Origin of the sequence: Psychrobacter maritimus (genome assembly GCF_029953575.1) — a bacterium.
GTDB classification, from domain to species: Bacteria; Pseudomonadota; Gammaproteobacteria; order Pseudomonadales; family Moraxellaceae; genus Psychrobacter; species Psychrobacter maritimus.
Genome location: NZ_CP124526.1, coordinates 3,033,025 through 3,046,283, shown reverse-complemented (window position 1 = coordinate 3,046,283; position 13,259 = coordinate 3,033,025). Strand labels below are relative to the sequence as shown.

Below are 13,259 nucleotides of genomic sequence, written 5' to 3'. Positions count from 1 at the left end.
ACCTTAACAGCGCATTACCCAATCTTTCAATGCTGTGGGGATTTAGTTACATTTAAACCACTTATGCCTGCAATTGTGCCACGAGCCAGTCAATGATTGCTAGGACAAATAGCATCCAAACCGGTTCTTCTTGGGGAGTTTCGGGCAAATCTGAGCTATCACCTGCCTTTAATGGCAAATCAAACGCTTGGGCTTTGGTTTGGGCATCCAATACCGGTAACACATCAATGCCAATCTTGGCGGTTAATTCGTCAAGACTAATCACCTCTATACGCTCTGATTCATCATTGGGCGCATAATAGACGCCTGCTTGGTTGCTCGCAGGTATGTAAACCGCTTTAAAGAAATGACTGGGTACCAGCACACGATCCGCCAGTTGTTTGGTCTTTTTACTGGTAAAGGCCACCCCTGTAATGGTGTAAACCTCACCGTATTGCTGGGTTAGATAGCGCGTGGCAGACTCAATATTACGCCAAATATAGCGATTATTACGCGGTGATTGCGGTGCGATGTTAGCAAGGCTAAAACTATCATACTGCTGGCTGCGATTGGCCATATTGCCATTGGGCGCTAAATGGCCGCGATCATAACCGGAGCCTGAATAATCAGACAGTTTGGCGCGCATGGATTTTGGCAGGCGACTTTCTTCATGAAAACTGTCTTCACGGTCAATCTCTTTGGCTTGCTGCAAGCGCTTGCGGTCGAGATATTCTGCTGACCACAGCGGGGTGCGTGATACGCCCGAGTACATAACGGCAAAACCGTCCATACATAGCGCTTGGGTATTATTACTGAGCTTAGGATTGGTAAATTCAGGATAGACGCCACCATAAAAAGACTGGCTACACTGGCTCAGGTCATCCGCTTGTGCAGACGACATCCCTATTAAGACAGTGAATACTGCCATTATGAGGTTATTTTTAACCCGTGCTTTATCTTTAAAAAAACTTATCATGCCACTTTCAACCATCTATGCCTGCCATTACGTATGCGCTATCCTAGCAGGCAGTTACCAATAAAGAAAGATGCGGCGCAAGTGGTGACATTTTAAATGCTATCCGCTATACTTAGGCAGCCAAAAATCTTGGTCTTGCAAAAAACGGTGAAGTGGGTGAGTGGCTGAAACCGCACGCCTGGAAAGTGTGTATACGTTCATAGCGTATCGAGGGTTCGAATCCCTCCTTCACCGCCAATCTTATTAAATATCAGTTTTCCTACCTATTCCCAAACACTCCCATATATATCTGCAACCCTTTATAAATAACGCTTCTAGCGTTTTTTTTATGCCTACTGTTTTCCTAATCTATCCGAACATAACTCACATATCCCATAGCTTGTGTTGGTCTATTCTATTCGTTGGTCTATGATTCAATTAGACCTCAAAAAGACCAACATTTAAAAGCTTTATGATTCAGCTTTAGACCAACGTTTTTTTTGTATCGCTTGATTTATATAGCTTGTAGCCACAGGGAATAGACCAACATGTTAAGTGATGCCAAAATTCGTAAGCTCAAACCCAGTGAAAAATGCATGCCTTCACGTCCTGATAAATACAGTGACCAGCAAGGGAATTATCAGAATGGGTTAGCCACTCAGAACGTGAGCAGCATTGAGCAAGGCTTACGAAAAAGCGTGACAGCAGTGAGCTATAGTCAAAGAACTTATAAATCGCCACACAGCCATAAGAAATAAAAGAACAGTGTGTCAACGCAATCTAGCCGCCACTCTTTACGTTTTTGTTTGACCCAAGCCCACATTTGCTCGATAGGATTCAAATCAGGACTGTAAGGTGGCAGCCATAAAATAGTGTGCCCTGCATCTTCTATAAGTTCAGTTGTGTCTTTGCGCTTATGGAAGGTTGCATTATCCATAATAATGACACTGCTTTTCGGTAGGCTCGGTAGCAGCAATTGCTCAACCCAACTATGGAACACATCACTATTGACACTGCGATCATAAAGTCCAACAGCGAACAGCTGATTATTGTAAATAGCACCTATCGCATTGGTTTGGTTTTTAAGCTGCCAGTTGTATTGTCCAAAGCATTTTTTACCTCTATTAGAGTAACCGTAAGGCCTGTTCTCATGAGACTTAAAGCCACTTTCATCAAGATAGATAATAGGCTTATCATCAAACTCAAATTGCGCTAACTTTTCAAGAAATATTAAACGTTTTTTATCATCTGCTTTTGGATGAGTTAAGCTCTTTTTTTTGAGTGATGCCGATTCGTTTTAATGCAATGCCTATCGCTCTTTGAGTACAATTAAAACGCCGAGCTCGTTCGTGCTGATAGTCATCAGGATAAGCCTCTACATCCGCTCTCAGTAATGCATCGTCTATTTTAGTTGGGGTAAACTGACGTTTTTTACGCTCAGGAAATTTTTTCCAACGCTGAATAGTGTTGGTGCTAATTTGATATTCCTCGGCAAGTTGTCGAATGCTATAGCCTTCTGCAAGCTTATTGAGGATCAGTTGTCGGTAGTCTTTTGAGTATGCCATATTATATACTGTAGCGGATTTTTGTTTCTTTTACTATAAAACCATCGGGCTAGAGATGCGATAAAAGAAGGAGCTGATCATTCAGCTCCTTCTTTTATTGTTTCATACAAGGCCAGTCACTGGACTACATGAGATACCGTAAAAAAATATGGGACTCCGTAACTGTATGAGAAGAAAGATTCTCATTAATTTACAAAGGAGATAATCATGCAATTATTAAATGCGAACACACAACAAAACGTATCAACAGCTAGCACTTTACAGATATCTCGCATGATACCGCTCAAGCAGGTAATGCATTATACAGCGCTTAGCAGTAATACGATTTATGAGATGGTCAATAAAAAATCTGATCGTTACGACCCAACATTCCCTGTTCAAGTAAAGCTATCAAAGGGACGTGTAGCATGGGTAGAAAGCGAAGTGGCTGATTGGATTGAAAGTAAGATGGCTGCGCGGATTCACTGATCAAGGACAGAAAACAAGGCGCGTAGTGCGGCTTGTTTTTTGCCTCCTTTTTGATCCAGTAATTTAGTAGCATGCTATATGCAATGTAGCTTTAATTAGACATATATAAAGGTTAGATACAGACTATAGCTATGGATTTAAGAAAAAAAATAGCGTTGAATATTTCTGCAGCGCTATCTAGAATCTTGTCAGATAAGATCACTAGACAGACTATCAGATGGATGCAAAACTTTGATACTGCATTAAATATGGGCTATCTCAAAAACTTATGGGATGATGTTTGCTATCAGCGCCAAACAGAAAAGTCTTTTTCATGGAGTTACTACGACGATATGATTTTATCGTTTGTAGCAGCCCAGCTCAAAGAGCTAAGCAACTATGAGGTTAATGGTATTTGGTTGCAAACTGACGCAATCTACGATCAGCTAGATCATATGCAATCCAACGGGATGACTACAGCTAGCGCATACTCAGAAATTAACTTGCTTTGCTATATAAGTGATATAGCAAGATATGTGATAAATGAGTATATTTATAGTCAGGCAGATAGGTGGCAAAACGATAGACTCAAACAGCTACTAGGCACCTTAACCTAGCTACATTTAGCTATCCTTAGCTGTTTTTAGCTATCCTTAGCGCTTTGCAAGATACCAAGACCAACCTTCAGAAACGACTAAACTGAACCGCCCCGACTTTATCAGAGGTTGATTTACTTGAGCTAGGCAGCTTCACCTAACAGATTAAGATTATTACTATACCCCTTTTCAAACTCAAAGGGCCACACATAACCAATCGTACTATGCAAACGGGTTTTATTGAACCAATCCACCCATTCAAAGGTTGCCAGTTCAACATCATTTACACCGTCCCAGCTCTGCTTTAAATAATGAAACACCTCAGATTTATAAATCCCATTAACCGTCTTAGCCAATGTATTGTTGCATGAATCACCATTGGTGCCCACAGACGCAATAACGTTCGATTCGGCAATTTTATTGGTGTAGCAGATGGATAAGCACTGAACCCCTCGATCACTGTGATGAATCACCTCTTTAGGCTTATTTCTGTCTGCTATCGCTTGATTTACCGCTGCTATATCAGTGTTCATACGACTAGATACTTTCCAGCCGACAATTACTCGTGTAAATACATTAATGATAAAAGCAGTATATACCCAGCCGCTCAATGTCTTGTAAGCCATAATGTCTCATTAATCGCTCAACAGTACATCGAGCAACCTCTAAACCGTTCGCTTGCATCTGCTGCCAAACCTTACGCACTCATAACGGCATTTACTGTCCAGCCAGATACGGCTGATTTCACTGATGTAGAAATCAACATGCCACTGACGCTGTGAACAGCAGGTTCTTTAATCTCAGGAGTGTAGGTTTGTCTTTTCATTGTCGTATTCTCTCAGAATTTTTAGTCTCCGACAATCCCGAGGCGGTTCAGTCTAGCCAAAGACACAACTTACATCGTGATAATATATTAGCGGACTTAAAAATAGCTCAGCAACACTTTAAACATTCGTTGTACAGACAGCCCAATTGTGTCTCTCTATATTAGATATGTCAGCTTGAAGCTTAATAACTGCTGATAGCCCATTCATCAATAAAAAAATAAAAGATGAATGAGCTTGGTCTTGGTATAGATGCGTTGCCTCAAAAACTCATAAATGGAAAAGGAAAACCATAATGGACAATCAAGATGTGAACGAACAAAGTATGGATGAACAGTATAAAAACAATCAAAAAATGGATAATGATATGAATAACCAAACACTAAAAGGCGAATGGAACCAGCTCAAAGGTTCAGTAAAACAAAAGTGGGCAGATTTAACAGATGACGATCTAACCCATATCGAAGGTGACCGTGACAAATTGGTTGGCCGTATCCAAGAGCGTTATGGTCATTCAAAAGAAGATGCTGAACGGGATGTAGCTGAGTGGCGTAACCAAAATAAATATTGATTATTATATCTTCAATAATCATACCCTGAAAATGTAAAAAGCCCGTGACTATGGTCACGGGCTTTTTTAGTCAGTTTAGTTAGGACTTGATCCTTTGGCTGTGTGTTATTGATACTTTATCGTGGCTTACTACGATGCTTAGGATAACATTGGAAATTGATAGATTTTTGCGTAAATCAACGTGCAAATAAATACGCCTAACCCGCTCAGCCATATCATGTATGCATGAGAAGTTGACCACCCGACTTTCCATATGATTTTACTTTCTACGCTTAGCCACTCTGTAATACTGATGCCAAGTGTCAACCAAAATGCACCTACTAGATAACCGCCCAGTACATCGCTTAGATAATGCTGGTTCAATACAACTCTGCTCAATCCGATCAAGAGGATAAAAAGAATCGCTATTGTAAATATACGAATTTTTTGAGCAAAATTTTGGTGGAATCGAATCAGTAGGTAAGCGATAAATCCATATAACGCCATAGCGGTCGTCGCATGACCACTTGGAAACGAATAAGTTTGCACAACTAATAAGCTATTAGCAGGCCTTTCACGCTGAAATAAATATTTCAACAAAGAAGTAAATGCAGTGCTGCCTAAAGTAGCAATCAATAACCCTACTATTATATAGCGTTGCTGCTTTACCCAGCAATTCACAGCAACAAACAAAACCACCAAAACGGCAATAGGCGTAGACGCAAAGCTGGTTATCGGGACGAAAAAACCAACAACGTCGGAATCACGTAGTAAGCTCATCTGTGCCGATATAAAATAATCGATGGAAACAATAGAATTCAACGTAGCCACAGCTTCAGCCAATGCAATGAATAACACCAGCATGCAACCTATCACTACCCATAGAAATGTCAGTGACAGCCCATGAAAATCCCGTAAATCAAACCGCCGAGACATTATCACATCCAGCTTGGGATACTTACCTCTGAATAGAATGATACGTTTGTTCTTTGCAAGACTCCGTTTTGTCCTCACCCAACAGCGGATTGCTTGAGTGAAAAGCTGCTGACCATAACGAATAACCGCGTACTGCAATATCAATAAAACAGTGACCACCAGAAAAATCAGAAAACCTAAGGCGAACAATGGCTGATTTTCTGATATTAAAGATATCATTATTGAACCTTTTCCGAGAGTATTCTGAACCCTGAGTAATTACTTTCTATAGTAGAATTACTTTAAAATCGATACAGTGCGACTGGGATGAATTTTTCGTAGCCTCTGTGATAACAGCAAGCAAGGAAAATTTATACCAGTCGCACACAGCTATAATGTCTCGCTTTTATTTTGAACTGACTATAGTTAAAACTCTGGATAGAACTTCTGTTTAAGTTACTAAATCTATTAGGCATAGCTGTCTGACTTAAGTAAATCAACCACCGATATAGTCAGAGCGATTCAAGCTGATCACAACCTTACAGAAACCCTTTAATCTTTAATGGATTGTGCACTTTCTGATATTTACTGCACTCCATCTGCTGGTGTTTGATCTAAGTTCGAGTTATTTTCATTGACAGTAACCGTATCATCAGCCTTTTGGTCATTTTCTACACTGCCATTACTAGAATAGTACGCTGTACCTCCCGCACCTTCTACATCCTCTGTGGAAGCAGGGATTTGATCTTCAGCCTCGGTTGCTGTTTGCACAGGTGTCATTTCGCTAGATTCTGTATTAGGAGCTGGCTCTTCTGTTTCACTGCTGCAAGCGCTGAGACCAAAGAAGCTCACCAAAAATACTATCCATAATTTATTTTGAAGCGACTTAGTAGGTACGGATGTTTTCATTTTAATATCCTTATTATAATTAAGATCGAAATATTTAAAAAAACTCTAGGAAACCATCATACAGTCATTGAGCTGAGCCAATTTAAGTACTAACGCAGACCATTTACTCTTTTTATTATTTATTGCTGTCATTCTTTTATGAAACAAAAATAACGCTCAACTAACAAGTTAAACCTAACAGACAAATTTAATGTTTTCACGTGGTGAAAGGTAAGAGTTTGTTAGCTTGTGTGCCATATATTTTTTAAAGAACATATGGTTCTTATGAACACCTAAGATTTAAAGTCATAGTACAATCGCCATTGGGTGATATGGGAAAGCCATTTCCAATTCTTCACATGGCACTATAAATTTAGCTATACGGTATATACCAAGGAAAAACAAAATGGATTGGATAAGTATTTTTATTTATGACACTACATGGGCTTTTGCGGCAGAAATAGTCATACGTACCACCATTATGTTTTGCTTGATCATTTTGTTATTACGAAGTACAGGCAAGCGCGGCATCCGCCAACTTTCAATTTTCGAATTAACTATAATTTTGGCACTTGGTTCTATTGCTGGTGATCCAATGTTTACAGAGGATCTCCCACTTATCCAAGCGGTGCTCATCATGAGCCTTGTCCTTTTTCTCTATAGACTTTTTACGTGGTTCAGCACAAAACATAAGCTTTTTGAGCTGTTATTAGAAGGCAAACCTACTTATATCGTAGAAAATGGCATGCTGATAATGGAAGATGTCAAGAAAGGTAAAATGTCGCACGATGAGTTCTTTGCTGAAATGCGCCAACAAGGTGTGCGTCACTTAGGACAAGTGGAAGTAGGATTGCTCGAAACAGATGGTGAGTTTAGTGTATTGTTATTTCCACACGAGGACACACAGTATGGGCTACCCATTTTTCCTAAAGAGTTTCAGGCTACGAAAGCCATAAAGGATGGTCAGCTCTATGCTTGTATGCATTGCGGTTATGTCGAATGTATTTCAGCGCCAAATGAAGAATGCAATCGCTGCCATCTTTCAAGAGGATGGGCTAAAGCTTTAAATAATAAGATTGTAAATTAGTCAGTATGGCGGTTTACCACCTCAATAATGCTCTTACAAATAAGACTATTGATGCTGCGTAGCTTTTGCTCAGGCGCGCCTTGACAGATGCTGCGAAAATCATAAAGCTCATCTTTATAACCAATGCAATAAAAAAACGTTCCGACAGGCTTCTCCTCCGTTTCAGAGCCTCCAGGCTTTAATAAACCTGTACAAGCGACATGCAAGTCGGCATCAAACATTGTCTTAGACTTATTAACCAGTTCTTGGGTGACTTCTAAGGATTCAGGTGTACACTCAGCAATTAATTGGCTCGATATATTTAACACGTTCTTTTTTATCGCAACGTCATAGCATACCAAGCCGCCCATTAATATATCGCCTGAATAAGGACTCATAGAAAAGCGATGTGCTAGATAGCCCGCGGTCGCGCTTTCAATGAAGACTATAGTCAATTGCTTATCTGCCAACAACTTTGCACAGCTATTAGTCACAACGCCCTCCATATCAACATTAGAACAATCAAGGCTATTACAGTCCTTTCCTATTAAAAACTCAATTCATATCGTGATGAATTTGCGTAACAGTACTTTTTAATTAGGTTTGCACTAGCAAAGGTAGAATAGGTAATAGTTTAGGTTCTGTAATCTGATTAGATTAGGGCATGCTATTTTTCTCGATAATCACTTTAAAGTATTTGGTTTGGTATTCTATTATGTCAATTATGACTGTGTCTGATGTCAGTATACTTTTTAGAACACCGCTAAATAATTATTAGGGCGTGTCTTCAATTGGATAAGGCATAAATAATAGTTACAATACCGCATCTACTGAGTCGATGCGAGAAATACAAGTTATGGCAAGAAAAGCATTAACAGATACGCTTTGGGATCAATTGCAATCGACGATGATAAAGTACGGCTGCTATCAAACTCAAAACAGTCGAGAGATCATGGAAGCCATACTGTGGAAACTACGCACAGGGGCGCCTTGGCGTGACATACCTAAAGAATTGTGTTCTTGGAAAACAGCTTATAGTCGCTTTAATCGATGGTCGAAAACTGGCTTATGGGAGAATTTTTTTTTAGCTTACGCAAAGAAATTGATACGGAATGGGTATTCACAGACGGAAGCTATGTTCGCTGTCACCAGCATGCAAGTGGAGCTCGGCGTGGTGAAGATAGAGCAATTGGACGAAGCCGTGGCGGCGCAACTACAAAGATACACCTATCCTGTGATGCCGATGGATATCCGCTCAATTTTAAAATCACTGGGGGTGACGTCCACGACAGTCAAGTTGCAGGTGAATTGATTGACATGATTGGACAAGCTGATTACTTTATCGCTGATAAGGGCTATGATTCCCAAGCGATTAGGGATAAAGCTTACATGCATGACATGATCCCTATAATCCCTAAAAGAAGCAATGCTAAAGCGCCTAATCCAGAGTTTGATAGCTATTTGTACAAACTGCGTCATCTTGTTGAAAATATGTTTGCAAGGCTTAAGCACTTTCGTAGTATCGCTACTCGCTATGAGAAGTTAGCTCGTAATTTTAAGTCAATGCTCTATCTGGCGTGTACTCTCGTTCATTGTAAGATGAATTGAAGACACGCCCTAGTAACTATTGTTACAAATTACCTTTAATTTGAATCCGCTTTATTCCACTATAATAAGAAATCAGTCATCAACAAGATAAGGTAAATTAATGCATCAAATGAGTGAGTGGGTGCTGGCTATCATGGCAAAGTTTGGCTATGTCGGCATTTTATTCGCTATGTTTGCTGAAAATGTTTTTCCGCCTATACCATCTGAGCTTATTATGCCAGCAGCAGGTTTTTCGGCCGCTAGAGGTGATTTGAATATACTATTAATCATAGTAGCCGGTACGTTTGGTAGCGTCCTTGGTGCATTACCTCTTTATTATCTGGGAACTTTGTTCAATAAAGAACGCTTAATGGTATTTACTGAAAAGTACGGAAAATACGTGTTTATTAAGTCTGAGGATGTTTTATCGTCCAATGCGTGGTTCGATAAACATGGTAAGAAAGTGGTCTTTTTTGGCCGCATGGTACCTGGTATTCGTTCATTGATCTCCATCCCTGCAGGGATGAATAAGATGCCAATGGCCTCTTTTTTAGTATTAACGGCTTTGGGATCTAGCATTTGGACGACAATATTAGCCCTAGCAGGATTTTACTTAGGTAAAAATTATGAGGTCATTACGACTATGTTAGCGCCTTACTCCAAAGTTTTCTTATTGCTTGCCATAGTCATTATTATTGTTTGGTTTATTAAACGTCGACTGTCTGATCAGCATAGTAGTAATAATATTTAATACAAAACCGATTTATTTGACTTCCAAATTTCAATGATTTTTTTAAATAAAACACAGCTACTGTAACCCTCAATCAGCGCTACGCTTCACCTATGTTTTCTTCCCTATACTGAAATTATAAATACAGTAGATGGCACAACCCATCTGTCATAAAAAACACTCAAAGACAAAGGATAACATCATGAAAAACTTATCAACTCTAAGCAAATCTATCATTATGGTACTTAGTATTGCAGGTGTTAGCACCGCTGCTATCGCTGTAGGGCAAAGCACCACTACAAGAACCGAAGTCAGTGAGGCTGTAGCAGCGGCACAAAGCAAGATCAGTCTTGAGCAAGCCATTGTTATTGCTAAAAAAACCATTAAAGGTGATGTTGTCAGCGCTGACTTTGATCAAAATGACCATTCAGCAGGTGGCAATTACGAGGTTAAGACTACCGCTAATAATACTGAATATAAAGTAAAAATAGATGCCAATAGCGGTAAGGTTTTAAGCAATAAGCAAGAGAAACTTGATAAAGAAGATATAGCAGAATATAACGCGATGAAAAAGTCTAAGACCAGTTTGAACCAAGCAATACAAAAAGCGAACCAAAGCGTGAAAGGAAAAGTCATTGAAGCAGGATTTGATATGGATTTTGGCAAACCTACTTATAAAATTGAGATTATTAAAGGGACTAAAGTACATAAAGTGGTTGTCGATAGCATGACTGGTAAGATTATTCGTAGCCAAGTAGAAGCAGCTGATAATGATGATTAATATTACAGTAAGTCGAACTGATAAATAAGCTAACACCCATGTCTAATGATTTCTAAAAGGCTCTAAGCGACATCCCCATATCGCTTAGAGCCTTTTGGTTTAGAGCGGCCACTATAAAAATGTGTTAGTGCAGATTAGGATGGCTGTGATGATTACAGAAAATTGAATCAATAATATACTGTTGAAATTGCGCCTAAAACCATTTGATTTAGCTATTTTGAGCCTCTCCTAAAGGGAATGTAACTGCTTATAATACACTAACAGGAGAATAAGCAATGACTACTCAATCTGACATTAAAAAACTGGCCGGGCAAATGGCTGGTAGCATGAATAGCTTTGATGACATCAAAGACTTTCAAAAGTAGCTCATACAATCCTTTATCGACACTGTAAATAGTGTTGAACAGTGTGTATTTATAAATCATTTAATCGTGCTTAGGAGGTATGGAGTATGTGCCAACGACATGTGCAACCAAGTCGCTAGATCCTTCTGAGTACAAGGAAACTTCGCCTACGATTAGCGTACGTCCTACTTTTAGTAAGGTGCACTTAGCAATGATACGTGCTTCTGCTGCTGGTTTACGCAAAAAATTGATGGTTAGGCTCGTCGTTACTGTTAAAGGCACAATACCAATTTTACCAAGTATCGCTACATAGAGTGCGACATCAGCAATGCTCATTAATACAGGACCAGAGACGGTCCCACCTGGACGCAACTCATCTCTACCAATATCATGCGATAAAATGGAACTGTTATCGTCTACTGCTTCAACTATGCATTTGGTTTGAGGAAACTCTAATGCCAGAAAGGCAGTTATCTCTTCTTTGGTTGCTGACATATATAATCCTAGAGTCTAATTATTCTCATGACCTAGCCGACTTTCTCATCAAGGGTCAGTAGTCTGTTACTATCGTCGAATGTAGAGAATAGACATTTATTTAAACGAGCTAAAAATCATGGTGATGTGCTAAAAAAGCATGCTATCACCAGACATAGCCATAATTGATATAAAAGCATACCACGTATCCCACTCTCAACTTCGAAAGTGAACCGTCCCGACTATATCGGAGACAGATCTACTTGAGTCAGGCAGCAATGCCTGACTGATTAAGATTATCCTAATAGCGCTTTTCAAACTTAAAGGGTGCCACATAAAGAATCGTACTATCAATCGTATTTTATTAAACCATTACAATCATGAACGCCCATGGGTAATGGCGGTTTTACGCCTATACAGAAACCAAACCATGCATCTTAATGCTATTAATTCAATGCGTTATGCATGGGACGATTACCTAACAAGCTGAATGCTGCGTTCCCTAGCCACGCTGATAAAAGCCCTTTGATCAATAGTTCCAAGACTGGCTATAAGCTCAGTCCATTCAATTAAAATACTCACGCTCAAACACCAGTCTAGGGGATTTTAAAGAAAGCTTTTAGTTTTAAGATATATAGTTATCCTACCCAATTTTTTGTCTAAACCTCATAGATTCAAGAGTAGCAAGCCATATCAAAGGTAGGATAATCAGCGCAGAACCTATTAACAAAGTTATGTTTGGCACTTCGTTAAACCATATGATTCCGACCACCACCGCCCCTATTAAACCTGAGTATTCCGCACTAGATACTTTGTACGCTTCAATGTGTCGGTACACCTGTACGCATATACCCGCATAAATCAAAATAAATACATTTGAACTGGCGGCCGTAATCAATGAGCGCCAGTCAAATGGCTGTCCCTCCCAAATAGCCAAACCAAGCGCGAATGGGATTCCTAATAAATTGGTTAAAAGTAGCGTTTGATAGACAGAATGATTTTGTGGAAGTTTACGAACTAAGAGATTGTTTATCGCCATGGTTACCGCCACTATAAGCGCAAAAACCGCCCCTAAATTAATCTGTTTTGGTTGTACAATAACGAGGATACCAGCAAAACCTAACATAGATACCGCTATAGTTGGAAAGGTTAATCTGTCTTTATAAAATAAAAAACCTAGCGGCAATATAAACAAAGGGGCTGCATAAAAAATAGCATTCGCAGTCGCGAGGGGCAATGCTTGAAGAGACAGTACCATGAATATCACACCCAACAACCAAACGTGACTACGGACAAAGTGCCATTTCAGATTACTGAATAACTTGCTCTTTTTATAGATTAAACAAAAGGGCAACAGCATTAAAACCGCTGTTAATTGACGAAACAGGATAAACTGATACACCGCCGTCTCAGAGGGCAAGTCCTTTATCAAGGCATCCGAGAAGACCGCAATGATATTTCCTAGTACCAATAGCGTCATGGCAAATGCAACACTCATCTTTGGCATTCTTATCCTCCCCGCCCTACTCTAAATTCAGAAACTGTTAAAACCCCAACG

The 13,259-nt window shown here is 39.6% G+C and carries 16 protein-coding genes, 1 tRNA gene and 2 pseudogenes; 9 read left to right on the top strand and 10 right to left on the bottom strand.

Annotated features, from left to right (window positions below; translation table 11 throughout):
- Positions 1-61: 61 nt before the first annotated feature.
- A complete protein-coding gene (locus tag QJS82_RS13015; protein WP_281490771.1) occupies positions 62-955 on the bottom strand; it encodes a DNA/RNA non-specific endonuclease in 894 nt (297 codons plus the stop codon).
- A 146-nt stretch (positions 956-1,101) separates the two neighbouring features.
- On the opposite strand from QJS82_RS13015, the gene QJS82_RS13010 reads away from it, so the two are divergent.
- Positions 1,102-1,192: transfer RNA gene (locus QJS82_RS13010), tRNA-Ser, on the top strand.
- Between the two features lie 469 nt (positions 1,193-1,661).
- Here QJS82_RS13010 and QJS82_RS13005 read toward each other — a convergent pair.
- Together QJS82_RS13005 and QJS82_RS13000 are read right to left on the bottom strand one after the other, a co-directional pair.
- A complete protein-coding gene (locus QJS82_RS13005; protein WP_281491642.1) occupies positions 1,662-2,165 on the bottom strand; it encodes an IS630 family transposase in 504 nt (167 codons plus the stop codon).
- Positions 2,166-2,178: 13 nt separating this feature from the next.
- Positions 2,179-2,499 (bottom strand): IS630 transposase-related protein, encoded by a 321-nt coding sequence (locus QJS82_RS13000; protein WP_025651424.1) that lies wholly within the window; start codon positions 2,497-2,499, stop codon positions 2,179-2,181.
- Between the two features lie 207 nt (positions 2,500-2,706).
- Here QJS82_RS13000 and QJS82_RS12995 point away from each other — a divergent pair, with 207 nt between their 5' ends.
- Together QJS82_RS12995 and QJS82_RS12990 are read left to right on the top strand one after the other, a co-directional pair.
- The gene (locus QJS82_RS12995) at positions 2,707-2,967 is read left to right on the top strand and encodes a helix-turn-helix transcriptional regulator (protein WP_281490770.1); all 261 of its coding nucleotides are present in this window, start codon (positions 2,707-2,709) and stop codon (positions 2,965-2,967) included.
- A gap of 131 nt (positions 2,968-3,098) precedes the next feature.
- The gene (locus QJS82_RS12990) at positions 3,099-3,563 is read left to right on the top strand and encodes a hypothetical protein (protein ID WP_281490769.1); all 465 of its coding nucleotides are present in this window, start codon (positions 3,099-3,101) and stop codon (positions 3,561-3,563) included.
- A 125-nt stretch (positions 3,564-3,688) separates the two neighbouring features.
- Here QJS82_RS12990 and QJS82_RS12985 read toward each other — a convergent pair.
- Both QJS82_RS12985 and QJS82_RS13785 read right to left on the bottom strand, forming a co-directional pair.
- Positions 3,689-4,247, bottom strand: a pseudogene (locus QJS82_RS12985) (IS3 family transposase); the annotation flags it as partial.
- Entirely contained in the window at positions 4,240-4,368 is a 129-nt protein-coding gene (locus QJS82_RS13785; RefSeq protein ID WP_438656195.1) for a hypothetical protein, read from the bottom strand. The pseudogene QJS82_RS12985 and the gene QJS82_RS13785, both read right to left, overlap by 8 nt.
- Before the next feature lie 293 nt (positions 4,369-4,661).
- Between QJS82_RS13785 and QJS82_RS12980 the strand changes: the two genes are divergently transcribed.
- The gene (locus QJS82_RS12980; RefSeq protein ID WP_348651552.1) at positions 4,662-4,937 is read left to right on the top strand and encodes a CsbD family protein; all 276 of its coding nucleotides are present in this window, start codon (positions 4,662-4,664) and stop codon (positions 4,935-4,937) included.
- A gap of 138 nt (positions 4,938-5,075) precedes the next feature.
- On the opposite strand, the gene QJS82_RS12975 is transcribed toward QJS82_RS12980, so the two are convergent.
- Entirely contained in the window at positions 5,076-6,071 is a 996-nt protein-coding gene (locus tag QJS82_RS12975) for a phosphatase PAP2 family protein (RefSeq protein ID WP_281490768.1), read from the bottom strand.
- 345 nt (positions 6,072-6,416) lie between these two features.
- Positions 6,417-6,740 carry a hypothetical protein gene (locus tag QJS82_RS12970; protein WP_011512364.1) on the bottom strand — a complete coding sequence of 108 codons (324 nt, stop codon included), beginning with the start codon at positions 6,738-6,740 and terminating at the stop codon, positions 6,417-6,419.
- Positions 6,741-7,125: 385 nt separating this feature from the next.
- On the opposite strand from QJS82_RS12970, the gene QJS82_RS12965 reads away from it, so the two are divergent.
- The gene (locus tag QJS82_RS12965) at positions 7,126-7,806 is read left to right on the top strand and encodes a DUF421 domain-containing protein (protein ID WP_281490767.1); all 681 of its coding nucleotides are present in this window, start codon (positions 7,126-7,128) and stop codon (positions 7,804-7,806) included.
- Here the strand turns inward: QJS82_RS12965 and QJS82_RS12960 are convergent.
- Positions 7,803-8,279: a CinA family protein gene (locus QJS82_RS12960; RefSeq protein WP_281490766.1), complete on the bottom strand. Its 477-nt coding sequence runs from the start codon at positions 8,277-8,279 to the stop codon at positions 7,803-7,805. The two genes, QJS82_RS12965 and QJS82_RS12960, sit on opposite strands and share 4 nt — an antisense overlap.
- Positions 8,280-8,641: 362 nt before the next feature.
- Here QJS82_RS12960 and QJS82_RS12955 point away from each other — a divergent pair.
- The 4 genes and pseudogenes from QJS82_RS12955 to QJS82_RS13780 all read left to right on the top strand — a co-directional run.
- A protein-coding gene (locus QJS82_RS12955; protein ID WP_201569475.1) for an IS5 family transposase occupies positions 8,642-9,393 on the top strand; the annotation gives its coding sequence in 2 pieces (ribosomal slippage) (positions 8,642-8,849 and positions 8,849-9,393; 753 coding nt in all).
- A 100-nt stretch (positions 9,394-9,493) separates the two neighbouring features.
- Complete coding sequence (locus tag QJS82_RS12950) at positions 9,494-10,123, top strand: DedA family protein (RefSeq protein WP_201629361.1); 630 nt, start codon at positions 9,494-9,496, stop codon at positions 10,121-10,123.
- Between the two features lie 181 nt (positions 10,124-10,304).
- Complete coding sequence (locus QJS82_RS12945; RefSeq protein WP_281490765.1) at positions 10,305-10,883, top strand: PepSY domain-containing protein; 579 nt, start codon at positions 10,305-10,307, stop codon at positions 10,881-10,883.
- 275 nt (positions 10,884-11,158) lie between these two features.
- Positions 11,159-11,245, top strand: a pseudogene (locus QJS82_RS13780) (transposase); the annotation flags it as partial.
- 63 nt (positions 11,246-11,308) lie between these two features.
- On the opposite strand, the gene QJS82_RS12940 reads toward QJS82_RS13780, so the two are convergent.
- Together QJS82_RS12940 and QJS82_RS12935 are read right to left on the bottom strand one after the other, a co-directional pair.
- Positions 11,309-11,722 (bottom strand): PaaI family thioesterase, encoded by a 414-nt coding sequence (locus QJS82_RS12940; RefSeq protein WP_281490764.1) that lies wholly within the window; start codon positions 11,720-11,722, stop codon positions 11,309-11,311.
- A 622-nt stretch (positions 11,723-12,344) separates the two neighbouring features.
- Complete coding sequence (locus tag QJS82_RS12935; protein WP_281490763.1) at positions 12,345-13,208, bottom strand: DMT family transporter; 864 nt, start codon at positions 13,206-13,208, stop codon at positions 12,345-12,347.
- Between the last annotated feature and the right edge of the window lie 51 nt (positions 13,209-13,259).

What these genes read in the sequence shown, in the direction of transcription:
- QJS82_RS13015 (WP_281490771.1), bottom strand. Translation starts at nt 955, where the DNA reads ATGATAAGTTTTTTTAAAGATAAAGCACGGGTTAAAAATAACCTCATA.
- QJS82_RS13000 (WP_025651424.1), bottom strand. Translation starts at nt 2,499, where the DNA reads ATGGCATACTCAAAAGACTACCGACAACTGATCCTCAATAAGCTTGCA.
- QJS82_RS12995 (WP_281490770.1), top strand. Translation starts at nt 2,707, where the DNA reads ATGCAATTATTAAATGCGAACACACAACAAAACGTATCAACAGCTAGC.
- QJS82_RS12990 (WP_281490769.1), top strand. Translation starts at nt 3,099, where the DNA reads ATGGATTTAAGAAAAAAAATAGCGTTGAATATTTCTGCAGCGCTATCT.
- QJS82_RS13785 (WP_438656195.1), bottom strand. Translation starts at nt 4,368, where the DNA reads ATGAAAAGACAAACCTACACTCCTGAGATTAAAGAACCTGCTGTTCAC.
- QJS82_RS12980 (WP_348651552.1), top strand. Translation starts at nt 4,662, where the DNA reads ATGGACAATCAAGATGTGAACGAACAAAGTATGGATGAACAGTATAAA.
- QJS82_RS12975 (WP_281490768.1), bottom strand. Translation starts at nt 6,071, where the DNA reads ATGATATCTTTAATATCAGAAAATCAGCCATTGTTCGCCTTAGGTTTT.
- QJS82_RS12970 (WP_011512364.1), bottom strand. Translation starts at nt 6,740, where the DNA reads ATGAAAACATCCGTACCTACTAAGTCGCTTCAAAATAAATTATGGATA.
- QJS82_RS12965 (WP_281490767.1), top strand. Translation starts at nt 7,126, where the DNA reads ATGGATTGGATAAGTATTTTTATTTATGACACTACATGGGCTTTTGCG.
- QJS82_RS12950 (WP_201629361.1), top strand. Translation starts at nt 9,494, where the DNA reads ATGCATCAAATGAGTGAGTGGGTGCTGGCTATCATGGCAAAGTTTGGC.
- QJS82_RS12945 (WP_281490765.1), top strand. Translation starts at nt 10,305, where the DNA reads ATGAAAAACTTATCAACTCTAAGCAAATCTATCATTATGGTACTTAGT.
- QJS82_RS12940 (WP_281490764.1), bottom strand. Translation starts at nt 11,722, where the DNA reads ATGTCAGCAACCAAAGAAGAGATAACTGCCTTTCTGGCATTAGAGTTT.
- QJS82_RS12935 (WP_281490763.1), bottom strand. Translation starts at nt 13,208, where the DNA reads ATGCCAAAGATGAGTGTTGCATTTGCCATGACGCTATTGGTACTAGGA.